At 51.5% G+C, this 22,426-nt stretch carries 19 protein-coding genes and 1 riboswitch; of the genes, 7 read left to right on the top strand and 12 right to left on the bottom strand.

Translation table 11 applies throughout. The features are described 5' to 3' along the window. Positions 1-353 precede the first annotated feature (353 nt). Both murI and btuB read right to left on the bottom strand, forming a co-directional pair. Entirely contained in the window at positions 354-1,211 is an 858-nt protein-coding gene (gene murI, locus C7B16_RS12175) for a glutamate racemase (RefSeq protein WP_000201835.1), read from the bottom strand. Then, positions 1,156-3,000 (bottom strand): TonB-dependent vitamin B12 receptor BtuB, encoded by a 1,845-nt coding sequence (gene btuB, locus C7B16_RS12170; RefSeq protein ID WP_000591341.1) that lies wholly within the window; start codon positions 2,998-3,000, stop codon positions 1,156-1,158. Before btuB ends, murI begins: the two co-directional genes overlap by 56 nt. 64 nt (positions 3,001-3,064) lie before the next feature. After that, positions 3,065-3,256: riboswitch (cobalamin riboswitch) on the bottom strand. 113 nt (positions 3,257-3,369) lie between these two features. On the opposite strand from btuB, the gene trmA reads away from it, so the two are divergent. Continuing rightward, positions 3,370-4,470 carry a tRNA (uridine(54)-C5)-methyltransferase TrmA gene (gene trmA, locus C7B16_RS12165; RefSeq protein WP_000187028.1) on the top strand — a complete coding sequence of 367 codons (1,101 nt, stop codon included), beginning with the start codon at positions 3,370-3,372 and terminating at the stop codon, positions 4,468-4,470. Positions 4,471-4,509: 39 nt separating this feature from the next. Here the strand turns inward: trmA and C7B16_RS12160 are convergent, their stop codons facing one another. The 4 genes from C7B16_RS12160 to C7B16_RS12145 all read right to left on the bottom strand — a co-directional run bounded on the left by C7B16_RS12160 (position 4,510) and on the right by C7B16_RS12145 (position 8,148). Then, positions 4,510-4,869 (bottom strand): YijD family membrane protein, encoded by a 360-nt coding sequence (locus C7B16_RS12160; protein ID WP_000806410.1) that lies wholly within the window; start codon positions 4,867-4,869, stop codon positions 4,510-4,512. Beyond that, positions 4,869-5,519, bottom strand: a complete 651-nt coding sequence (gene fabR, locus C7B16_RS12155; RefSeq protein ID WP_001309117.1) for an HTH-type transcriptional repressor FabR — start codon at positions 5,517-5,519, stop codon at positions 4,869-4,871. Before fabR ends, C7B16_RS12160 begins: the two co-directional genes overlap by 1 nt. 103 nt (positions 5,520-5,622) lie before the next feature. Further along, positions 5,623-6,939: a citrate-proton symporter gene (locus C7B16_RS12150; RefSeq protein ID WP_107179751.1), complete on the bottom strand. Its 1,317-nt coding sequence runs from the start codon at positions 6,937-6,939 to the stop codon at positions 5,623-5,625. A gap of 42 nt (positions 6,940-6,981) precedes the next feature. Continuing rightward, positions 6,982-8,148: a M20 aminoacylase family protein gene (locus C7B16_RS12145; protein WP_016249363.1), complete on the bottom strand. Its 1,167-nt coding sequence runs from the start codon at positions 8,146-8,148 to the stop codon at positions 6,982-6,984. A gap of 329 nt (positions 8,149-8,477) precedes the next feature. Here C7B16_RS12145 and sthA point away from each other — a divergent pair, with 329 nt between their 5' ends. Beyond that, a complete protein-coding gene (sthA, locus tag C7B16_RS12140; protein ID WP_000019889.1) occupies positions 8,478-9,878 on the top strand; it encodes a Si-specific NAD(P)(+) transhydrogenase in 1,401 nt (466 codons plus the stop codon). Here the strand turns inward: sthA and oxyR are convergent. From oxyR to argC, 6 genes are all read right to left on the bottom strand, one after another. Continuing rightward, positions 9,861-10,778, bottom strand: coding sequence for a DNA-binding transcriptional regulator OxyR (gene oxyR, locus C7B16_RS12135; RefSeq protein ID WP_001025929.1), 918 nt, complete (start codon positions 10,776-10,778; stop codon positions 9,861-9,863). The two genes, sthA and oxyR, sit on opposite strands and share 18 nt — an antisense overlap. A 249-nt stretch (positions 10,779-11,027) precedes the next feature. Next, positions 11,028-12,311 carry an MFS transporter gene (locus C7B16_RS12130; RefSeq protein WP_000382161.1) on the bottom strand — a complete coding sequence of 428 codons (1,284 nt, stop codon included), beginning with the start codon at positions 12,309-12,311 and terminating at the stop codon, positions 11,028-11,030. A gap of 83 nt (positions 12,312-12,394) precedes the next feature. Further along, positions 12,395-13,609, bottom strand: coding sequence for a D-mannonate dehydratase ManD (gene manD / locus C7B16_RS12125; protein ID WP_000690941.1), 1,215 nt, complete (start codon positions 13,607-13,609; stop codon positions 12,395-12,397). Positions 13,610-14,111: 502 nt separating this feature from the next. Next, the gene (gene argH, locus C7B16_RS12120; RefSeq protein ID WP_001240113.1) at positions 14,112-15,485 is read right to left on the bottom strand and encodes an argininosuccinate lyase; all 1,374 of its coding nucleotides are present in this window, start codon (positions 15,483-15,485) and stop codon (positions 14,112-14,114) included. 59 nt (positions 15,486-15,544) lie between these two features. Next, positions 15,545-16,321: an acetylglutamate kinase gene (gene argB / locus C7B16_RS12115; protein ID WP_001362445.1), complete on the bottom strand. Its 777-nt coding sequence runs from the start codon at positions 16,319-16,321 to the stop codon at positions 15,545-15,547. Between the two features lie 7 nt (positions 16,322-16,328). Next, positions 16,329-17,333 (bottom strand): N-acetyl-gamma-glutamyl-phosphate reductase, encoded by a 1,005-nt coding sequence (gene argC, locus C7B16_RS12110; protein ID WP_000935354.1) that lies wholly within the window; start codon positions 17,331-17,333, stop codon positions 16,329-16,331. A gap of 153 nt (positions 17,334-17,486) precedes the next feature. Between argC and argE the strand changes: the two genes are divergently transcribed. The 5 genes from argE to ppc all read left to right on the top strand — a co-directional run bounded on the left by argE (position 17,487) and on the right by ppc (position 22,379). Further along, positions 17,487-18,638, top strand: coding sequence for an acetylornithine deacetylase (gene argE / locus C7B16_RS12105; protein ID WP_001517526.1), 1,152 nt, complete (start codon positions 17,487-17,489; stop codon positions 18,636-18,638). Continuing rightward, positions 18,626-18,859, top strand: a complete 234-nt coding sequence (locus tag C7B16_RS12100; RefSeq protein WP_107179750.1) for a hypothetical protein — start codon at positions 18,626-18,628, stop codon at positions 18,857-18,859. The genes argE and C7B16_RS12100 overlap by 13 nt, the downstream gene beginning before the upstream one ends. Before the next feature lie 15 nt (positions 18,860-18,874). After that, on the top strand, positions 18,875-19,105 hold the full coding sequence (locus C7B16_RS24580) for a hypothetical protein (protein ID WP_143192599.1): 231 nt from the start codon (positions 18,875-18,877) through the stop codon (positions 19,103-19,105). Positions 19,106-19,120: 15 nt separating this feature from the next. Continuing rightward, positions 19,121-19,510, top strand: a complete 390-nt coding sequence (locus C7B16_RS12095) for a hypothetical protein (RefSeq protein WP_107179749.1) — start codon at positions 19,121-19,123, stop codon at positions 19,508-19,510. 217 nt (positions 19,511-19,727) lie between these two features. Further along, positions 19,728-22,379 (top strand): phosphoenolpyruvate carboxylase, encoded by a 2,652-nt coding sequence (gene ppc / locus C7B16_RS12090; RefSeq protein ID WP_001005558.1) that lies wholly within the window; start codon positions 19,728-19,730, stop codon positions 22,377-22,379. Positions 22,380-22,426 lie beyond the last annotated feature (47 nt).

Below are 22,426 nucleotides of genomic sequence, written 5' to 3'. Positions count from 1 at the left end.
AATTAAACTTCGTAATGAATTACGTGTTCACTCTTGAGACTTGGTATTCATTTAGCGTCTTGCGACGTTAAGAATCCGTATCTTCGAGTGCCCACACAGATTGTCTGATAAATTGTTAAAGAGCAGTGCCGCTTCGCTTTTTCTCAGCGGCGCGGGGTGTGCATAATACGCTTTCCCGCTACAGAGTCAAGCATTTTTTCGCTTTTCTCTGTCGAAGTTCTCAGGAGAACCCCGCTGACCCGGCGGCTTATTTGCCGTTGTTCCGTGTCAGTGGTGGCGCATTATAGGGAGTTATTCCGGCCTGACAAGAGGAAATTTAAAATAATTTTCCGAATGCGCAAGTTTCAATCAAATCAGCCTGAAACTGTCAGTTTTTCGAGCGTTTTAAAGCCGTAACGCTGTAAAACGGACAATAACTGTTCAGCTTCTGGCGTCATTGCCATACAAAAGGCAATATTCGCATCGACTGATTTTGCATCAGGGGCTTCATGCTCCAGTAACCAGGCCGTTCGGCGGGCAATCGCTGCGCCTGAATCCACCAACCGGGTTCCCTCTGGCAGCACCTGCAACAGTTCATCTTGTAATAGAGGGAAGTGGGTACATCCCAGAACAACAGTATCTGGCGGCTCTTTCATTCTTAACCACGGGCGCAAGATACGCTTTAGTGCATCCAGAGAAACTTCATTGCCATGCAGCTTCGCTTCAGCCAGCTCGACCATCTCTGCCGAACCGAGCATTTCTATCTGGCATTCATTGGCGAAACGCGCGATCAACTCATGGGTATAAGAACGTTTAACTGTTCCGCGAGTTGCCAGCAGTCCAACAATGCCATTAGCGGTCAGACGCGCTGCGGGTTTAATCGCCGGAACGACGCCGACAACCGGGAAGTCAAACTTTTCGCGTAATGCAGGAAGTGAAACGGTACTGGCGGTGTTGCAAGCCACCACCGCCAATGCAAGGGGATAACGTTCTTGCACTGCAGTGACAATTTCCACCACGCGCTCAACAATAAACTCTTCGCTTTTTTCGCCATACGGGAAAGCGACGTTATCAAAAGCATAAATGTAATGGAGATCCGGTAAGAGACGCCGGATCTCGTCATAGACCGACAGCCCACCGACGCCGGAGTCAAACACCAGCACGGTGGGACGTGGTTCAGAAGGTGTAGCTGCCAGACAAGGTGTATTCCCGTCCTGCAGTTTGGTAGCCATAGACTGTCTCGTAATCTTTGTCGAACAGGTTGGCTATTTTACCACGAACAGTCAGATGAGAGGTGACCGGATATGCAACCGCAATATCCCACAAGCTCACACCGCCCATTTTCACAGTTTGATAGGGATAAGATGAGTAATCCTTATCATAGCGAGTACCTAAATACTGGTAAGTAATACCCCAATCAAAATCATACAGTTGCCAGTCGAGCTGATATTTCACCTGCTGTTTAGCACGACGTAATAACGGCGTGTCGGTAATCGCATTACGTGCGTCGACATAATCGTAACTCACCGTATGTGTTAGCGGTCCGGTATCAAAATTGGCGGTCGCCTCGACGCCTTTAATCCGCGCTTTCCCTTCGTTGTAGTATTTCAGGATGTGATCGTCATAATCGATCAGGTCACTGATATCGTTACGATACCCGGAGATACGCCAGTTCACCCCGGCGGTTAACCCCTCAAACGCACCTTCCCACTGTTTGCTTTTCTCGGGGTTCAGATCCGGATTACCGTAGAAACCGTACAGTTGCCCAAGATTAGGTGCCTTGTACGACGTGCCATAAGAAGCGATAAAGCGATAGCCTTCAATGAACTCCCAACCAGCACTGGTTTGCCAGGTGCCATGACGACCAAACTGTGAGTTATCATCGCTGCGTGCAGCACCTTCAAACGTAAAATCGCCAACTTGTTGTACCCCGGTCAGATAGATCCCCGTATTACGTTGATCATACCCATCTGCAACATATCCAGTGCCTGGCGTCGTAGTTTGCTTCTGCCAGTCAACACCCGCGCCGATATTACCGTGACCAACGGTGACGTTGTTTGCCCACTGGACGGTGTACTGCTTCATCTCATCGAGCGTCGCGGACGAATCATAACGACCATAATGCGGATCGTAGTTGTAATCTTTGCTGTGGCTGTAACTGGTAATCAGTTGTGATTTAATCAACTCGCCGTTATAGCGCAGCCCGGTGTCCCAACTTTGGCTATAGAGTTTACGGGTATCGAGTAACGGTGAGCCGGGAGAATAATACGCGTCATAATTGGTACGATTATCATAGCCATAGCCGCGCACAAAGCCGCTCCAGGTGTCAGTAAAATTATGCTCCAGCGCACCATAAAGCGTTTTACTTAAAAAACCATCGTTATCTGGTTGTGCTTGCGTTCCGGTATTGCCATAGGCGACAACATCAAATCCATGGGTATGGGCATAATCGGCCAACAGAGTTACCCGTGTTTTATCCCCCAGTTGTTGCTGCGTAGAAACATCGTAGTTCTGATAACTATTACTTCCCCATCCCGCTGAAATTTCCGTGCCGGATTCATCCCGCGTGGTGATGATATTCACCACTCCGCCTATTGCATCAGAACCATAAACGGCAGATCGCGGTCCACGGATATATTCAACTCGCTGGACAAGCGCAATAGGGAATTGGCTAAGGTCGGCAGAACCACTGACCCCCGCCAAATTCAGGCGTACGCCATCAATTAACACCAATACATGGCTGGCGTTTGTACCACGAATAAAAATAGAAGAGAGCTGACCTGAACCGCCATTCTGGGTGATATCCACGCCCGGCAGACGACGTAGAACATCGTTCACCGAGGCCGACTGCCAGCGGTCAATATCCTGACGTGTCACAACGGTAGTTGGAGCAAGCACAGTGCTGCGAGGCTGTTCAAAACGGTTAGCAGTAACAACGAGAGTATCCGGGCTGGTGTCCTGTGCCCAAGCGGAAAAGGCTGTGACGGAACACGCCGTCAGCAGCGAAGCTTTTTTAATCATTGTAAAGCATCCACAATAGAAGAAGGATGCCGCAGGTTTCATCAATATTACGCGATGATGAGAACCAGATGCGACGTTGGCCGGCAGGTCTTCGGGCTTGGAGGGGTATCTGAGGATACAAAGAGATGATGACTTCCCACCGGATGGCAGTGTCCGCATTACGCAATCATCGCACCTTTCCTTACCGCTGCGCGTCAGCTCCAGATTCGCACTGGATTCCCTATTAACTCACAGGACCGGCGAGTGGATGCTACAGGTTGTAACAAGTTGCTGTCCAGACGTCGCGCATAAATAGGAATTCATCAAGATCTGGACATCTGATGAGCAATCCCTACAATCGCCGCGTACATTTCATTTTCAGGATACATCATGACCCCCGAACACCTTCCAACAGAACAGTATGAAGCGCAGTTAGCCGAAAAAGTGGTACGTTTACAAAGTATGATGGCGCCGTTTTCTGACCTGGTTCCGGAAGTGTTTCGCTCGCCGGTCAGTCATTATCGGATGCGAGCAGAATTCCGCATCTGGCACGATGGCGATGACCTGTACCACATCATTTTCGATCAACAGACCAAAAGCCGCATCCGCGTAGATAGCTTCCCCGCCGCCAGTGAACTGATCAACCAGTTGATGACGGCGATGATTGCGGGTGTGCGTAATAATCCCGTTCTGCGCCACAAGCTGTTCCAGATTGATTACCTCACCACATTGAGCAATCAGGCCGTCGTTTCTCTGCTGTACCATAAAAAGCTGGATGACGAGTGGCGTCAGCAGGCAGAAGCCCTGCGCGATGCACTGCGAGCGCAGAATCTGAATGTGCATTTGATTGGTCGGGCAACGAAAACAAAAATCGAGCTGGATCAGGATTACATTGATGAGCGTCTGCCGGTCGCAGGGAAAGAGATGATCTACCGTCAGGTAGAAAACAGCTTCACCCAGCCAAACGCGGCGATGAATATTCAGATGCTGGAATGGGCGCTGGATGTTACCAAAGGCTCAAAAGGCGATTTACTGGAGTTGTACTGCGGCAACGGTAATTTTTCATTAGCTCTGGCGCGCAATTTTGATCGAGTATTAGCCACCGAAATCGCCAAGCCGTCGGTCGCTGCCGCGCAATACAATATTGCTGCTAACCATATAGATAACGTACAAATTATTCGTATGGCGGCGGAAGAGTTTACTCAAGCGATGAATGGCGTGCGTGAGTTTAACCGTCTGCAAGGTATCGACCTGAAGAGTTATCAGTGCGAAACCATTTTTGTCGACCCACCGCGCAGCGGTCTGGACAGTGAAACCGAGAAAATGGTGCAGGCGTATCCGCGTATTTTGTATATCTCCTGCAACCCGGAAACGTTATGTAAGAATCTGGAAACATTAAGCCAGACGCACAAGGTTGAACGTCTGGCTCTGTTTGATCAGTTCCCCTACACGCACCATATGGAGTGCGGCGTATTACTAACCGCTAAGTAAAACCCATGCTGGATGCGCCAGCATCCAGCATAATACTGATTACTCAGCAATTTCCTGCTTACGGTTACGCATCTTCGCGCCAATCCAGAACACCATAATGACGGACAGCACGGCCGGGAAGAAGTTAGAACCGATATCCGGATATTCCGCACGAACCACCGTGCTGTACAGCAGAACACCGAGAATAAAACAGGCAGCAGCCAGACCCGGCAAACCTACCGGCATAGTGCGATTAAGATAACGTTGATGCAGGCAGTAGACCGTCAGCACCAGGGAAATAATCGGGAATACAGAAAATGGCACAATGGAGCTAAACAGCGCCGCAAAAGTACCATTGATCGATAAGCCTGCAACCAGCGCCAGCAGCAGCGTACCTCTATCTTGATTTGCTTGTTTCATTACTCGTCCTTCACATTTCCCGGAATAATTGCGGTTTTTTCTTGTTCACGGCGATACCAGTAATAAGCCCCTTTCGAAATCATTCGCAGTTGCAGTACCAGTCGCTCTTCTAATTGCCGACGTTGTTCGACGCCGACATCCAACGCCTCGGCACCCGCACTGAAGACAATCGTCACCATTGCTTCGGCTTGCGCTTCAGTAAACGCACGAGGCATATGGTTTTCGAGTTCCAGATAGTCCGCAAGTTCCGCAATGAAGTGCTGAATTTCACGCGCAACAGCGGCACGGAACGCAGCGGAGGTGCCGGAGCGTTCCCGCAATAATAACCGGAAGGCGTTCGGATTATTACCGATGAACTCCATAAATGTGGAGACCGAGGTGCGGATCACACTCCCGCCTTTAGCAATACGCTGACGCGCCTGGCGCATGAGTTGGCGCAGCATTAAACCGCTCTCATCAACCATGGTCAGACCAAGTTCGTCTACGTCGCGGAAATGCCGATAAAAAGAGGTGGGAGCAATGCCCGCTTCACGCGCCACTTCACGCAAACTCAGGCTGGCGAAGCTACGTTCAGCACTTAATTGGCTAAATGCGGCTTCCACCAGAGAACGGCGGGTTTTTTCTTTTTGTTGCGCTCTTACGCCCATCACGATGTCTAAATCCTTGCCAAAAGTACTGTTGGCACTATACCAGAGAATGAACATACTGGATTGCTCCAGTGTTGTGAATGAACGGTAACGCAATAAAACACATTTACTGCAACTCTTTAGCCGGTTCTTTCACAAACAACAACGCCAGCATCGACAACAACGTACCTCCGCCCAGATACCACGCTGGCGCCGTCAGGCTATCCAGTAACACAATGGATTGCGTGGCAAAGTATTGCGCAAACCCGCCGAAGATTGCTACGCCAATGCTATAAACCAGTGCGAAGCCCAATGCCCGAATCCGTTTCGGTAACAGTTCGGAAATCAGCAACATTACCGGTACACCGCCAAGCGTGGTGAAGCTGACCATCACGAAAACCACCGTCAGCAACATGCCGGGACTGGGATAATTCACCAACAGCCAGAACGATGGCCAGCTACAGATCAACACCATCACCCGGGAGATTAAAATCAGCTTTTTACGCCCGACCGAATCACACAGCATCCCCACCAACAACGCCCCCACAAACGTAATAACGCCCGCCAGTAACATCGCTGCATGAGAATAGTGTTGAGGCATCGCCAGATACTTCGCAGCCCAGGTGCCGTAGTAAAAGAGGGAGATATAGGTTGCAACCGTACTACCAATAGCGAGTAAAACACCATTAACGATGGTTGCTTTATGTTGCAAGAGCAGAGAAAACGCGCTTTCGCTGGTTGCGGCTTTTTTATGGTGCACAGGTTCAGGCACATCGTTTTCCAGACTCAGGCGCAGCCAGCAACCGATGGGCGCTAACAGCACACCAATAAAAAACGGTACACGCCAGCCCCACTCCGCCATTACGGTTTCTGAACCTGTGGCGAACGGCAGCCATGCGCTCAAACCCAAAGCGACGACACCACCAAAGGTCGTTGCCAGCCCCTGGGTCGCCAGCGACCAGCTACTGTAAAAGCCGCGACGATTTGCCGGAGCTGACTCAACCAGCAAAGACATTGAGGCACCGACTTCACCGCCTGCCGCAACGCCCTGAATCAGGCGCGCCAGCACCAGCGTCGCTGTTCCCCAATATCCCGCCGTCGCATATGTTGGCGCAATGCCGATCATCAGCGTACCGAGACTCATCAGGGCAATGGTAAACACCATCGCCGGTTTACGCCCGAAACGATCGGCCCAGGCACCAACGATAATCCCGCCAAGCGGGCGCATAAAAAAGCTCACGCCAAACGTTGCAAATGCCAGTAACAGCGCGACATTGTGATCGGCACTGGGTGGAAAGAAAAGCGTGCTGATATAGACCACAAAAAAGTTGTAAACGCCAAAATCAAAAAATTCGAGCGCATTGCCAAACGCCGAGGCAAAAATCACCCGTTTGCCGCTGGGCTTTTTCTTTACGTCCACTGTTTCATTTACGATCGCCGTCATTCCATGTTCCTTGCCAGATAGTGATGTTGTGTGTTGTTTTATTTATTGCAGCCAGGCTTCCACCAGTGCGCCCCAGTAGCTGCTTGCCGGAACCAGACTTGCATCGTTGAAGTCGTAACCTGGGTTATGCACCATGCATGCCCCTTCCCCGACATCGCCATTACCGAACAGCAAAAAAGCACCTTTCGGCTGGGCTTCCAGCATGAAAGAGAAATCTTCACTGCCCATCAGAGGCTTGATGCCAAACCCGGCCCGATCTTCACCAAACGTTTTACACGCCACCTGCCAGGCAAAGCGCGCCATCTCTTCATCGTTGACCAACACCGGAGTACCGTTAACATGCGTCACATCAGCCGTAGCACCAAAGCTGATAGCCTGGGCTTGTGCCAGAGCGGGAATACGGGCCAACAGAAGTTGCCGGGTTTCACGGCTAAGAGAGCGGACGCTAATTTTCATCTCAGCACTATCAGGAATGACGTTAGCGGCCTCACCCGCAACAATACTGCCGACGGTAATGACTGCGGCTTCCAGCGGATCGACATTGCGCGACACAATGCTTTGTAATGCGGTGGTGATATGTGCGGCAACCAGCACCGGATCAATCGCTTTGTGAGGGATCGCACCGTGTCCGCCACAACCACGAACCGTAATATGGAATTGATCCATTGACGCCATCAGCGCTCCGGGCTGGAAATAAAACTTACCCACTGGCAGACCGGGCATGTTATGCATGCCGAAAATGACATCGCAGGGGAAACGGTCAAAAAGTCCTTCTTTAACCATGATCTCGCCGCCGTTAATCATTTCTTCCGCTGGCTGGAAGATAAGGCGCAACGTGCCGTTAAAGCGGCGGGTTTCAGCAAGATAGCGCGCGGCACCCAGCAATATTGTGGTATGTCCGTCATGCCCGCAGGCATGCATTAAACCGGGATGTTTACTGGCCCAGGACTTGCCGCTATTTTCATAAATTGGCAGCGCATCCATATCGGCACGCAAGCCAATACTTTTCTCTCCGTCACCGACTTTTAAGGTAGCGACCACGCCCGTCGTCGCCAGCCCTTGTTCAACTTCATAACCCCACAGGCGTAACTTTTCCGCCACCAGCGCACTGGTTTTAAACTCCTTTAACCCCAGCTCCGGATTTTCATGGATCTGATGGCGGATCTCGCGCAGTTCTTCCTCAAACCCACGAATAGAGTGTTCGATCATCGGCTATTCCTTTATTCACTGATAAACAGGCTAATTAACGGATTGCATTGATGGTATAAATACAAATAACCAATCAATATAAAATGTTTATCTATTTGTTTTATAAAATGATTTCACGGAGACAATAACAAAAAGGCACTTTTCAGCAAGATAAAACTATCTGCCATAAGAAAAAGCGTTTAATTGCGAATTAATGAGACAGGGAAGGAGCAGACAAAGCAAAGGCCGCTCACGATATAACCAGATAAATGACGGGGATCAATTGGCTTACCCGCGATAAAATGTTACCATTCTGTTGCTTTTATGTATAAGAACAGGTAAGCCCTACCATGTCACATTCCTACGATTACGATGCCATAGTAATAGGTTCCGGCCCCGGCGGCGAAGGCGCTGCAATGGGTCTGGTTAAGCAAGGTGCGCGCGTCGCAGTTATCGAGCGTTATCAAAATGTTGGCGGCGGTTGCACCCACTGGGGCACCATTCCGTCGAAAGCCCTCCGTCACGCTGTCAGCCGCATTATAGAATTTAATCAAAACCCTCTTTATAGCGATCATTCACGGCTGCTCCGCTCTTCTTTTGCCGATATCCTCAACCATGCCGATAATGTGATTAATCAACAAACGCGCATGCGTCAGGGATTTTACGAACGTAATCACTGCGAAATATTGCAGGGGAACGCTCGCTTTGTTGACGAGCACACGTTGGCGCTGGATTGCCCTGACGGCACGGTAGAAACGCTGACCGCAGAAAAATATGTCATTGCCTGCGGTTCTCGCCCTTATCATCCGGCAGACGTCGATTTTACCCATCCGCGCATTTACGACAGCGACTCGATTCTTAGCATGCATCACGAACCGCGCCATGTACTTATCTACGGTGCCGGGGTGATCGGCTGCGAATATGCGTCGATCTTCCGTGGAATGGATGTGAAAGTCGATCTGATCAACACCCGTGATCGCCTGCTGGCATTTCTGGATCAGGAGATGTCAGATTCTCTCTCCTATCACTTCTGGAACAGTGGCGTGGTGATCCGTCACAACGAAGAGTACGAGAAGATCGAAGGCTGTGACGACGGCGTGATCATGCACCTGAAGTCAGGCAAAAAGCTGAAAGCAGACTGCCTGCTCTATGCCAACGGTCGCACCGGTAATACCGATTCACTGGCGTTACAGAACATTGGACTGGAAACTGACAGCCGCGGTCAGCTAAAGGTCAATAGCATGTACCAGACCGCGCAGCCGCACGTTTACGCGGTGGGCGACGTGATTGGTTATCCAAGCCTGGCGTCGGCGGCCTACGACCAGGGACGCATTGCCGCACAGGCGCTGGTGAAAGGCGAAGCCACCGCGCATCTGATTGAAGATATCCCTACCGGCATCTACACCATTCCGGAAATCAGCTCGGTCGGTAAAACGGAACAGCAACTGACCGCGATGAAAGTGCCGTATGAAGTGGGCCGCGCCCAGTTTAAACATCTGGCTCGTGCGCAAATTGTCGGGATGAACGTGGGCACGTTGAAAATTTTGTTCCATCGGGAAACAAAAGAGATTCTGGGAATTCACTGCTTTGGTGAGCGCGCTGCCGAAATTATTCATATCGGTCAGGCGATTATGGAACAGAAAGGTGGCGGCAACACGATTGAGTACTTCGTCAACACCACCTTTAACTACCCGACTATGGCGGAAGCCTATCGGGTCGCGGCGCTAAACGGCTTAAATCGCCTGTTTTAACGTTTTACCGAAATGGCCATCCATTCTTGCACGGATGGCCTCTGCCAGTTGCTCATAGCGACTGCGCAGCGGCGAACCCGGACGGTAAACCAGGCCAACAGTGCGGCGTGGTTCTGGCTTAATGCACGGCAGATAAACAACGCCATCACGTTTACGCTCCGGCGGCACGGCCAGCGCAGGCAGTAAAGTGATACCGCTACCAGCCGCCACCATGTTACGCAGCGTCTCCAGACTGGTCGCGCGGAAGTGTGTATCTTCATCCGCCCCCGCTTCAAAGCAGAAGCCCATTGCCTGATCGCGCAGACAGTGACCATCTTCCAGCATCAGCAGTTTTTCCCCTGCCAGATCGGCCATCGGTACACATTCACGATCAGCCCACGGGTGATCTTCATAGATTGCCAACAGCATTGGCTCATCAAACAACGGCACTTCAATGAATGCTTCGCTCTCCTTCACCAGTGCGAGGATCACACAGTCGAGTTTGCCGCTGTCCAGTTGCGCCAGTAATTGATGGGTCTGGGCTTCATGCAGATACATTTCCAGCTTCGGAAAAGCCTGGTGCAGCATCGGGATAATATGCGGTAGCAGGTAAGGCCCGACCGTTGGAATCAAACCAATGTGCAGCGGCCCGGACATGGTCTCGCCCTGCTGGCTTGCCATCTCTTTAAGGACTTTCACCTCACGCAGCACGGTACGCGCCTGATCCACCAGCAGCATTCCCGCCTGGGTGAATAACACTTTACGGCTGGTCCGCTCCAGCAACATCACGCCCAGCTCATCTTCCAGCTTACGAATTTGCCCACTCAGGGTTGGCTGGCTGACGTGGCAGGAATCTGCCGCACGGCGAAAATGGCGGTGTTCGGCCAATGCCACCAGGTACTCAAGATCACGAATATTCATTATCCATCCTCCATCGCCACGATAGTTCATGGCGATAGGTAGCATAGCAACGAACGATTATCCCTATCAAGCATTCTGACTGATAATTGCTCACAGAAACGGAGCGGCACCTCTTTAACCCTTGAAGTCACTGCCCGTTTCGAGAGTTTCTCAACTCGAATAACTAAAGCCAACGTGAACTTTTGCGGATCTCCAGGATCCGCTTTTTTTTATTTCGCCCGGCTCCCACAAGAGAGCCAGACCCAATATTTATTCAATGCGATCTTTGACGATAAAGAAGTAACACAGCGCGCCGATGAAGGTCACGCAGGCCGCAATAACCAGCGCCAGATTAAACGAGTGCGTAGTATCCACTACCCAGCCGGTCACGATCGGGGCAAAGGAAGCAAAAACAAAACTGCCAAAGTTTTGAATACCAGCGATGGAAGCCACTTTTGTTTCTGACACCATCACCTGCACCAGTCCCCATGCCGATGTTCCCGCGAAATGCACGCAGAACAGCGCCATTGAGATAAACGCCACCGCCTGCGCAGGCGAGGAAGATTGCACCACCAGCAACGTCCCTAATGCCGACATCATCAAACCGCAAACAATGGCCGTTTTACGCGTCTTCGCCAGGTCGTAGCCTTTTTTCGCCAGTCTATCGACAACAATACCGTTGATCCACATCCCGACTGCCGCCGCAAGGAAAGGAATCGCCGCCACCCAGCCGGTTTTTGCCAGACTGAAACCTTGCGCAGCCTGCAAATAACCGGGTAACCACGCAATGTAGAGCCAACCGGTATAGTTGACACCAGCGAAACCTAAAATCATCCCCCAGGTTGTCCGATGTTTAAACAGCGCCAGCCACTCGCTAAATTGCAATTGTGGACGCGGCTTAACCGGTGCAGAGAGATACGCTCGTTCTTCATCGGTCAGGACAAACTGCGCCCGGTTGCGATACCATGCGTACCAGCAAATCCCAACCAGAATCCCCGCCAGGCCGATGATGACAAACATCGTCCTCCAGCCCCACGCCAGTTGCATCAATACAAGAACAGGGGGCGCGATGGCCTGACCGATAACGGTAGATGAGTTAAGGATCCCCAGCGCCGTGCCGCGTTCTTTTTGCGCATACCAGTCGGTGATAGATTTCACCCCCGCAGGCATAAACGGCGCTTCACCAATACCCAGTCCAATACGCATAATAATAAAGTGGCTAAAGGAATTAACCATTCCTGTTAATGCCTGCATTAATGACCAGAATATTAATCCTGCGCCTAACACAATTCGTGGACCAAAACGATCTAACAAAATACCGGAAGGCAGTTGTGAAAAACCATAAGACAGAGAAAATGCAGAAAGTAAAACGCCAAACTCTGTGGCTGATAATCCTAACTCGCCACGAATCGCCTCGCCTGCCACGCTCAATGATGAGCGATCGAGAAAATTAACGATTCCCGCCATAAATAATAAAACCAGCGCCACCGTCTGAATACGGCGAATCCGTTGCGGTTTATTACCCGCAACACTACCTGGCAAATCAACATCCATTTTTATACTCCTTGAGAAAATTGAATAGATTTGATTACTCAATAAATAAATTAAGCGACAGATATACGGTTTCGCTTAAATCACTACCAATTCCACAATGTACCGTCTTCCAGACGCGCAACGGGGAGATACGCCGGATCATACGGATATTTCGCCGCCAGCTTCTCATCAAAGGAGATACCCAGCCCTGGTTCATCGCCTGGGTGCATATAACCCGCGTCGAAGCGCCAGCTATGCGGGAAGACCTCAAGCATTTGTTCGGAATAACCCATGTACTCCTGAACACCGAAGTTAGGCACCCAGAGATCAAAATGCAGCGCTGCCGCATGGCAAATGGGCGATAAATCAGAAGGGCCATGCGAACCGGTACGCACCTGATAAAGCGATGCAAAATCGGCAATCCGTCGCATCCCGGTAATTCCACCAGCATGGGTAATCGTCGTGCGGATATAGTCAATTAACTGCTCTTCGATTAACTGCTTACAATCCCAGATACTATTAAAGACTTCTCCGACCGCAATTGGTGTCACGGTATGCTGGCGAATCAAACGGAAACATTCCTGATTCTCGGCAGGTGTCGGGTCTTCCATCCAGAACAGGCGGTAATCTTCAATGCTCTTACCAAAGCGCGCCGCTTCAATAGGGGTAAGGCGATGGTGCATGTCATGCAACAGATGTTCATTAAAACCGAACTTGTTGCGCACGGCCTCAAAGAGCTTCGGCGTAAAATCGAGATACTTTTCTGAAGACCACAATTGTTCTTCCGGCCACTGGCCTTTGGTTGCCGGTTCGTAAGCCAGCCCTTTTCCCTTCGCCAGGCCATAGGTAGTTTGCATACCCGGCACGCCGCACTGCACCCGAATCGCCTTAAAGCCCATTTGCTGGTGTTTTGCATAGTCTTCAAGGACTTCATCAATTGTACGCCCGGTGGTGTGGCAATAGACCATCACGCCCTCGCGAGAAGCGCCACCCAGCAGTTGATACAGCGGCATATTGGCTGCTTTAGCTTTGATATCCCATAACGCCATATCAATGGCAGAGATTGCCGACATCGTGACGGGGCCACGCCGCCAGTAAGCACCTTTATAAAAGAATTGCCAGATATCTTCGATACGGCTGGCATCGCGACCTATTAATTGTGGACAAAGATGATCTTTCAGATAGGAAGCGACCGACAATTCACGACCATTTAATGTGGCATCTCCCAGCCCACAAAGTCCGCTTTCAGTGGTTATTTTAAGCGTAACGAAATTACGCCCGGGGCAAGTGACAAAAACGTCCGCAGCAATAATTTTCATTATTGCACTCTCCTGTGTTTTAAATAGACGTTTTAAACTTAATTTTATGCCTACTACCATACAAGGAAGAAAAAGTGATTATTCAACCGTGATCACATTAAAAATAAAATTTTCCGCCGAGGAACAGAAATATCCTCAAATATTGTCTACAATATTAACCATCATCGTTAAAACAACACGTTAAATAATCACATAACAAATTCCATTAATCATTAAAAATGAACACAGCAATAGAAATTAATTATATTCAATTAATTAAAATATGTATTGTTTGATGTATTTGAAAATGATTTTTATAGGAAAAGTAAACGTAAAGAAGACGCAAGAATTAAAAGGAATGTGACGAAGAATGGCTGTGGCTGGACGTAAAACTCAGGGGCATCAGGATGATGATAAATTCCTGCCAGATGCGGCGTAAACGCCTTATCTGGCTTACAAAGCGCAACACTACGTAGGCATGATAAGGCAAACTCCCCGTTTTCAGGGGAGCGATATAAACAAGTTACACCAACCGCGCCTTTGCAAAAGCAATCGCCTGCGCCACCTGCTGCGGTGAGACGCCGCCTTTTGCCGCACGTTTGTCGAGGCACGATTGCAACGACAAAATCGGATACACATCTTCTCCAATCACCTTGCTGAATTTCTGCAACTCAGCCAGCGGCAGTTCTTCCAGTGGTTTGCCCTGACGAATGGCTTCCACCACCGCTTCACCCACAATATGGTGCGCCTCGCGGAACGGTACGCCTTTTGCCACCAGATAATCCGCCAGTTCAGTGGCGTTAGCGTAGCCCTGTTGCGCCGCTTCCTGACAACGCGGGCGTTTCACCTGAATCCCATCCAGCACCAGCGCCGCCATATGCAGGCAATCCAGCCAGGTGTCGAGTGCGTCGAACAAGCCCTCTTTGTCTTCCTGCATGTCTTTGTTATAGGCCAGCGGTAACCCTTTCAGAGTCATCATCATGCCGGTTAATGCGCCCTGGACACGACCACATTTCCCACGAATCAGCTCCAGCGCATCCGGGTTTTTCTTCTGCGGCATTAAGGATGAACCGGAAGTCACGCGATCAGACAGTTCGACAAAACCCGCTTCGCCGGTGTTAAAGAAAATGAGATCTTCGGCAAAACGCGACAGATGCACCATGCCGATGGCGGCGGCAGAAAGCAGTTCCAGTACGTGATCACGGTCAGAAACGCTGTCCAGGCTGTTACGCGTTGCCGAGGCAAAACCCAGCCAGCCAGCCAGTTGTTCACGGTCAATGTCATAGGCCGTTCCCGCCAGCGCACCACAACCTAACGGGCTGACATCCAGACGCTTAAGCGCGTCCTGCAAACGGCTTTCATCACGCGCCAGCATCTCAACATAGGCCAGGCACCAGTGAGCGAACGTCACCGGTTGAGCGCGTTGCAGGTGGGTATAACCCGGCATCACTGCGTCCTGATTATTTTGCGCCGTTTCCACCAACGCCGATTGCAACTGGCGGTTAGCCGCCAGCAACTCGCTGACCATCTCTTTGCACCACAATTTCAGGTCAGTCGCTACCTGGTCATTACGGCTACGCCCGGTATGCAGTTTTTTGCCTAACTGACCCACTTTGTCGATCAGTTTACCTTCCACCCAGCTATGGATATCTTCGGCGTCGCTTTCGAGGATTTGTTGTGGCCTGGCGCGAACGTCTTCCAGCAGCACGTTCAGCGCCTCTTCTAGTTGCACCTGCTCTTCTGCGGTCAACACACCTACCGTTACCAGGGCTTTGGACCAGGCTACAGAGCCGACAATATCCTGCTCCGCCAGACGGTAATCAAAGCGCAATGAGTCATTAAATTGTTTGAACCGTTGATCTGCTGCCTGAGTAAAACGCCCGCCCCAAAGTGCCATAACTCTGTTTCCTTATTTTGAAATTCAATGCCGGAAGCTGTGCCTCCGGCCAACAAAAATTAAGCTAAAATCCGCGTCCCCATCGGCATACCGTTAAACAGTGCCGGAAGCTGTTCCGCATGACGCCAGGAGGCGATGTCCACCGGGCGGCCCAGCGTGCGTGCAGCGTCCAGCGCCGCATTCACTTTCACAATCATGCCGTCAGTAATAATGCCCTGCTCAATCAGTTGTTCTGCTTTCGCCGCGGTCATCTCAGCAATTCGTTGCCCTTTACCGTCGAGGATGCCACTGACATCAGAAAGCAAAATCAGATCCGCACCCAGCGTTGCCGCCAGTGCCGTCGCGGCCTGGTCAGCATTGACGTTCATCAGTTGCCCTTCGTCCGTCACACCAATAGAGCTGACCACCGGCAAATAACCGTTTTCCAGCAACGTGTTGATAAGCTTAGGCGAACCTGGCTGCGCCAGTCCAACATGGCCCAACTCTTCATCGAGCTGGGTCACTTTGACGCTGTCGCCATCACCGAGAAACAGCCCCACAGCAGCAATCTGATGTTTCTTCGCCCACGCCAGCAGGGTTTTATTTGCCGTTCCCGCCAGTGCGCCAGTGATAATGTCTATCTGATCCGCAGGCGTCACGCGCAGGCCGTTTTTCTTTTTCACCGGCAGATTCAACCCTTTCATCAACTCATCCACCACGCAGCCGCCGCCGTGAACAATCACCAACGGACGCTGATGAGACTCGCGATAATTCACCAGTGCGCTAAACAGCCGTTCCAGCGCCTCTTCACTATCCAGCAATACGCCGCCCAGTTTGATAATTAATGGATTCATCATTGCACCCTTAAATAAGAGACTGCGTTTCCGCATAGCCGAAACGAATATTGGCACACTGGATTGCCTGTGCCGCCGCACCTTTCAATAAGTTGTCTTCGGTCGCCACCACAATCAGATGCTCGCCCTGAACGGCAAAACCGATATCGCAGAACGGTAGCCCGACAACGTTTTTCAGCGCCGGAACGCCTTTGTCATACAACCGTACCAGCGGTTTATGCGCATATGCCTGTTGCAACACTTGTGCTACTTGCGCCTGGGTCACGCCCGGTTTCAGACGGCAGGTAATCGTTTCCAGAATGCCGCGCGGGAAATTGCCCAGATGCGGGGTGAAGATCACGTCAGCACCAAGGTGTGTAGCGATCTCCGGTTGATGGCGATGGGTAAAGACACCGTATGGTTGCAGGCTGACTTCACAAAAGCTGTTAGAAATCGCTGCCTTACGTCCTGCACCGCTTACACCGCTGGTGGCGTTGATGACCGGCCACTGATTGAGATCTAGAAGATCGGCATCAATCAACGGTTTAAGCGCCAACTGCGCTGCCGTCGGGTAACACCCCGGCACCGCAATCAAATTCGCTTCTTTTAATTTATTGCCGCACCACTCCGCCAGACCATAAGCGGCTTGCTCCAGCAGTTCCGGGTATTGATGGGTAAAGCCGTAATATTTTTCATAGAAGGCGGCGTCGTTAACGCGGAATGCGCCGGAAAGGTCGAATACCACACAGCCTGCATCAAGAAACTGCGGTGCTAAATCGTGGCTAACTTCATGGGCAGTGGCGAGAAACACCACATCCACCCCTGGGCTAAACTCGCTGATATCCGACATCGGCTGCAGCGGCAGATCAACGATGCCTTTGAGCTGCGGATGCAAATCGGAGATTAACTTTCCCGCATCATTGCTTTGCGCTGAAACAGTCAAAGCGGTTATGTTCATATGCGGATGGCGATTTACATAGGTCACTAGCTCTGCGCCAGCGTAACCACTGGCACCCACAATCAGCGTATTCAACATCGGGGCTATTCACCTTCTTATGTCTGTTTGCCTGGCTAAACGTAAAACATTCACCTTACGGCTGGTGGGTTTTATTACGCTCAACGTTAGTGTATTTTTATTCACAATTAATGCATGAATATTGATACTATCATGACCAGAGGTGTGTCAACAATGAAAAACAAATTACCGCCATTTATCGAGATCTACCGTGCTCTGATTGCCACACCTTCAATAAGCGCCACGGAAGAAGCGCTCGATCAAAGCAATGCAGATTTAATCACTCTGCTGGCGGGTTGGTTCAAAGATTTGGGCTTCAATGTGGAAGTGCAGCCCGTGCCGGGAACACGCAACAAATTTAATATGCTGGCAAGTTGCGGACACGGCGCTGGCGGCTTGTTGCTGGCGGGGCATACCGATACCGTGCCGTTTGATGACGGGCGCTGGACGCGCGATCCGTTTACGCTGACTGAGCATGACGGCAAGCTCTATGGTCTGGGCACCGCCGACATGAAAGGCTTCTTTGCGTTTATCCTTGATGCACTACGCGATGTCGACGTTACGAAGCTTGCAAAGCCGCTCTACATTCTGGCGACTGCCGATGAAGAAACCAGTATGGCCGGAGCGCGTTATTTTGCCGAAACCACCGCCCTGCGCCCGGATTGCGCCATCATTGGCGAACCGACGTCACTGCAACCGGTACGCGCACATAAAGGCCATATTTCTAACGCCATTCGCATTATGGGTCAGTCGGGGCACTCCAGCGATCCGGCACGCGGGGTGAATGCCATCGAGCTGATGCATGACGCCATCGGCCATATTTTACAATTACGTGACGACCTTAAAGAACGCTATCACTATGAAGCGTTTACCGTACCGTATCCCACGCTCAACCTCGGGCATATTCACGGCGGTGACGCATCTAACCGAATTTGCGCCTGCTGTGAGTTGCATATGGATATTCGTCCGCTGCCTGGCATGACGCTCAATGAACTTAACGGCTTGCTCAACGACGCGCTGGCACCGGTAAGCGAACGCTGGCCGGGTCGTCTGACGGTCGAAGAGCTGCATCCGCCGATCCCTGGTTATGAGTGCCCGCCGAATCATCAACTGGTTGAAGTGGTTGAGAAATTGCTCGGCGCACAGACCGAAGTGGTGAACTACTGTACCGAAGCACCGTTTATTCAGACGCTATGCCCGACGCTGGTGTTAGGACCAGGTTCAATCAATCAAGCCCATCAGCCTGATGAATATCTGGAGACACGGTTTATTAAACCCACCCGCGAGTTGATCACCCAGGTGATTCACCATTTTTGCTGGCATTAAAACGTAGGCCGGACAAAGCGCTCGCAGCGCATCCGGCACTGTTGCCAAACTCCAGCACCGCAGTAATGTCGGATGCGATGCTTGCGCATCTTATCCGACCTACAGTGACTCAAATGATGCCCAACCGTAGGCCGGATAAGGCGCTCGCGCCGCATCCGGCACTGCTGCCAAACTCCAGCGCCGCAATAATGTCGGATGCGATGCTTGCGCATCTTATCTGACCTACAGTGACTCAAATGATGCCCAACCGTAGGCCGGACAAAGCATTCGCGCCGCATCCGGCACTGCTACCAAACTCCAGCACCGCAGTAATGTCGGATGCGATGCTTGCGCATCTTATCCGACCTACAGTGACTCAAATGATGCCCAACCGTAGGCCGGATAAGGCGCTCGCGCCGCATCCGGCACTGTTGCCAAACTCCAGCGCCGCAATAATGTCGGATGCGATGCTTGCGCATCTTATCTGACCTACAGTGACTCAAATGATGCCCAACCGTAGGCCGGACAAAGCGCTCGCGCCGCATCCGGCACTGCTGCCAAACTCCAGCACCGCAGTAATGTCGGATGTGATGCTTGCGCATCTTATCCGACCTACAGTGACTCAAATGATGCCCAACCGTAGGCCGGATAAGGCGCTCGCGCCGCATCCGGCACTGCTGCCAAACTCCAGCGCCGCAATAATGTCGGATGCGATGCTTGCGCATCTTATCCGACCTACAGTGACTCAAATGATGCCCAACCGTAGGCCGGATAAGGCGCTCGCGCCGCATCCGGCACTGTTGCCAAACTCCAGCGCCGCAATAATGTCGGATGCGATGCTTGCGCATCTTATCCGACCTACGTATTTGGTGTTACGCGAGGCGAATTTTTAACATTCCCATAAGTTACGCTTATTTAAAACGTCGTGAATTTAATGGCGTAAATCCCTGCTATTTATTCGTTTGCTGAAGCGATTTCGCAGCATTTGACGTCACCGCGTTTACGTGGCTTTATAAAAGACGACGAAAAGCAAAGCCCGAGCATATTCGCGCCAATGCGACGTGAAGGATACAGGGCTATCAAACGATAAGATGGGGTGTCTGGGGTCATATGAACGAACAATATTCCGCGTTGCGCAGTAATGTCAGTATGCTCGGCAAAGTGCTGGGAGAAACCATCAAGGATGCGTTGGGAGAACACATTCTTGAACGCGTAGAAACTATCCGTAAGTTGTCCAAATCTTCACGCGCTGGCAATGATGCTAACCGCCAGGAGTTGCTCACCACCTTACAAAATTTGTCGAACGACGAGCTGCTACCCGTTGCGCGTGCGTTTAGCCAGTTCCTGAACCTGGCCAACACCGCCGAGCAATACCACAGCATTTCGCCAAAAGGTGAGGCTGCCAGCAATCCGGAAGTGATCGCCCGTACCCTGCGTAAACTAAAAAACCAGCCAGACCTTAGCGAAGAAACTATCAAAAAAGCGGTTGAATCGTTGTCGCTGGAACTGGTTCTTACCGCACACCCAACCGAAATCACCCGCCGCACACTGATCCACAAAATGGTGGAAGTGAACGCCTGCTTAAAACAGCTCGACAACAAAGATCTCGCTGACTACGAACATCACCAATTAATGCGCCGTCTGCGTCAGTTGATCGCTCAGTCGTGGCATACCGATGAAATCCGCAAACTACGCCCAAGCCCAATTGATGAAGCCAAATGGGGTTTTGCAGTAGTAGAAAACAGCCTGTGGCAGGGCGTGCCGAATTACCTGCGCGAACTGAATGAGCAACTGGAAGAAAACCTGGGCTACAAACTGCCGGTAGAATTTGTTCCGGTTCGTTTTACCTCGTGGATGGGCGGCGACCGCGATGGCAACCCAAACGTCACCGCCGACATCACCCGTCACGTACTTCTGCTCAGTCGCTGGAAAGCAACTGACCTGTTCCTGAAAGATATTCAGGTTCTGGTCTCCGAGTTGTCGATGGTTGAAGCAACACCTGAACTGCTGGCGCTGGTCGGTGAAGAAGGTGCTGCAGAGCCGTATCGCTATCTGATGAAAAACCTGCGTTCTCGCCTGATGGCGACCCAGGCGTGGCTGGAAGCGCGCCTGAAAGGTGAAGAACTGCCAAAACCGGAAGGCCTGCTGACACAGAACGAAGAATTATGGGAGCCGCTCTACGCTTGCTACCAGTCACTTCAGGCATGTGGCATGGGGATTATCGCCAACGGCGATCTGCTCGATACTCTGCGCCGCGTGAAATGTTTCGGCGTACCGCTGGTGCGTATTGATATCCGCCAGGAGAGTACTCGTCATACCGAAGCATTGGGTGAACTGACCCGCTACCTCGGCATCGGAGACTACGAAAGCTGGTCAGAGGCCGACAAACAGGCGTTCCTGATCCGCGAACTGAACTCTAAACGTCCGTTGCTGCCTCGCAACTGGCAACCAAGCGCCGAAACGCGCGAAGTGCTCGATACGTGTCAGGTGATTGCCGAAGCGCCGCAAGGCTCCATTGCCGCCTACGTGATCTCGATGGCGAAAACACCGTCTGACGTACTGGCTGTCCACCTGCTACTGAAAGAAGCGGGAATTGGATTCGCGATGCCGGTCGCACCGCTGTTTGAAACCCTCGATGACCTGAACAACGCCAACGATGTTATGACCCAACTGCTGAATATCGACTGGTATCGCGGTCTGATTCAGGGCAAACAGATGGTAATGATTGGCTATTCCGACTCAGCAAAAGATGCGGGCGTGATGGCGGCATCCTGGGCGCAGTATCAGGCACAGGATGCGTTAATCAAAACCTGCGAAAAGGCGGGTATTGAACTGACGCTGTTCCACGGTCGCGGCGGTTCCATTGGCCGCGGTGGCGCACCAGCACATGCAGCACTGCTTTCGCAACCGCCGGGAAGCCTGAAAGGCGGCCTGCGTGTGACCGAACAGGGCGAGATGATCCGCTTTAAATACGGTCTACCGGAAATCACCGTTAGCAGCCTGTCGCTGTACACCGGGGCGATTCTGGAAGCCAACCTGCTGCCACCGCCAGAGCCGAAAGAGAGCTGGCGTCGGATTATGGATGAACTGTCGGTCATCTCTTGCGATGTCTATCGTGGCTACGTGCGTGAAAACAAAGATTTTGTTCCTTACTTCCGTTCCGCTACACCAGAACAGGAACTGGGCAAACTGCCGTTGGGTTCACGTCCGGCGAAACGTCGCCCAACCGGCGGCGTCGAATCACTGCGCGCCATTCCGTGGATCTTCGCCTGGACGCAAAACCGCCTGATGCTTCCCGCCTGGCTGGGTGCGGGTACAGCGCTGCAAAAAGTGGTCGAAGATGGCAAACAGAACGAACTGGAAACCATGTGCCGCGACTGGCCGTTCTTCTCAACACGTCTGGGAATGCTGGAGATGGTGTTCGCAAAAGCGGATCTGTGGCTGGCGGAATACTATGACCAACGCCTGGTCGACAAAGAACTGTGGCCGTTAGGTAAAGAGTTACGCAATCTGCAAGAAGAAGACATCAAAGTGGTGCTGGCGATTGCCAACGATTCCCATCTGATGGCGGATCTGCCGTGGATTGCCGAGTCTATTCAGCTACGGAATATATACACCGACCCGCTGAACGTGTTGCAGGCAGAGCTACTGCACCGCTCCCGCCAGGCGGAAAAAGAAGGTCATGAACCGGATCCCCGCGTAGAACAAGCGTTAATGGTCACTATTGCCGGGATTGCGGCAGGTATGCGTAATACCGGCTAATCCCTCCCTCTATCAACCCTCGTGCAATAGTGCGAGGGTTTTCTGAA

Origin of the sequence: Escherichia sp. 20412-1 (assembly GCF_003027595.1) — a bacterium.
GTDB classification, from domain to species: Bacteria; Pseudomonadota; Gammaproteobacteria; order Enterobacterales; family Enterobacteriaceae; genus Escherichia; species Escherichia marmotae.
This window is presented reverse-complemented; position numbering and strand designations above follow the sequence as displayed.

Coding starts and splice junctions, on each gene's coding strand:
- murI (WP_000201835.1), bottom strand. CDS start 1,211: ATGGCTACCAAACTGCAGGACGGGAATACACCTTGTCTGGCAGCTACA.
- C7B16_RS12095 (WP_107179749.1), top strand. CDS start 19,121: ATGATGCCCAACCGTAGGCCGGACAAAGCGCTCGCGCCGCATCCGGCA.
- C7B16_RS12150 (WP_107179751.1), bottom strand. CDS start 6,939: ATGACGGCGATCGTAAATGAAACAGTGGACGTAAAGAAAAAGCCCAGC.
- argC (WP_000935354.1), bottom strand. CDS start 17,333: ATGTTGAATACGCTGATTGTGGGTGCCAGTGGTTACGCTGGCGCAGAG.
- argB (WP_001362445.1), bottom strand. CDS start 16,321: ATGATGAATCCATTAATTATCAAACTGGGCGGCGTATTGCTGGATAGT.
- C7B16_RS12145 (WP_016249363.1), bottom strand. CDS start 8,148: ATGATCGAACACTCTATTCGTGGGTTTGAGGAAGAACTGCGCGAGATC.
- C7B16_RS24580 (WP_143192599.1), top strand. CDS start 18,875: ATGATGCCCAACCGTAGGCCGGACAAAGCATTCGCGCCGCATCCGGCA.
- manD (WP_000690941.1), bottom strand. CDS start 13,609: ATGAAAATTATTGCTGCGGACGTTTTTGTCACTTGCCCCGGGCGTAAT.
- argE (WP_001517526.1), top strand. CDS start 17,487: ATGAAAAACAAATTACCGCCATTTATCGAGATCTACCGTGCTCTGATT.
- C7B16_RS12130 (WP_000382161.1), bottom strand. CDS start 12,311: ATGGATGTTGATTTGCCAGGTAGTGTTGCGGGTAATAAACCGCAACGG.
- ppc (WP_001005558.1), top strand. CDS start 19,728: ATGAACGAACAATATTCCGCGTTGCGCAGTAATGTCAGTATGCTCGGC.
- trmA (WP_000187028.1), top strand. CDS start 3,370: ATGACCCCCGAACACCTTCCAACAGAACAGTATGAAGCGCAGTTAGCC.
- C7B16_RS12160 (WP_000806410.1), bottom strand. CDS start 4,869: ATGAAACAAGCAAATCAAGATAGAGGTACGCTGCTGCTGGCGCTGGTT.
- btuB (WP_000591341.1), bottom strand. CDS start 3,000: ATGATTAAAAAAGCTTCGCTGCTGACGGCGTGTTCCGTCACAGCCTTT.
- oxyR (WP_001025929.1), bottom strand. CDS start 10,778: ATGAATATTCGTGATCTTGAGTACCTGGTGGCATTGGCCGAACACCGC.
- sthA (WP_000019889.1), top strand. CDS start 8,478: ATGTCACATTCCTACGATTACGATGCCATAGTAATAGGTTCCGGCCCC.
- argH (WP_001240113.1), bottom strand. CDS start 15,485: ATGGCACTTTGGGGCGGGCGTTTTACTCAGGCAGCAGATCAACGGTTC.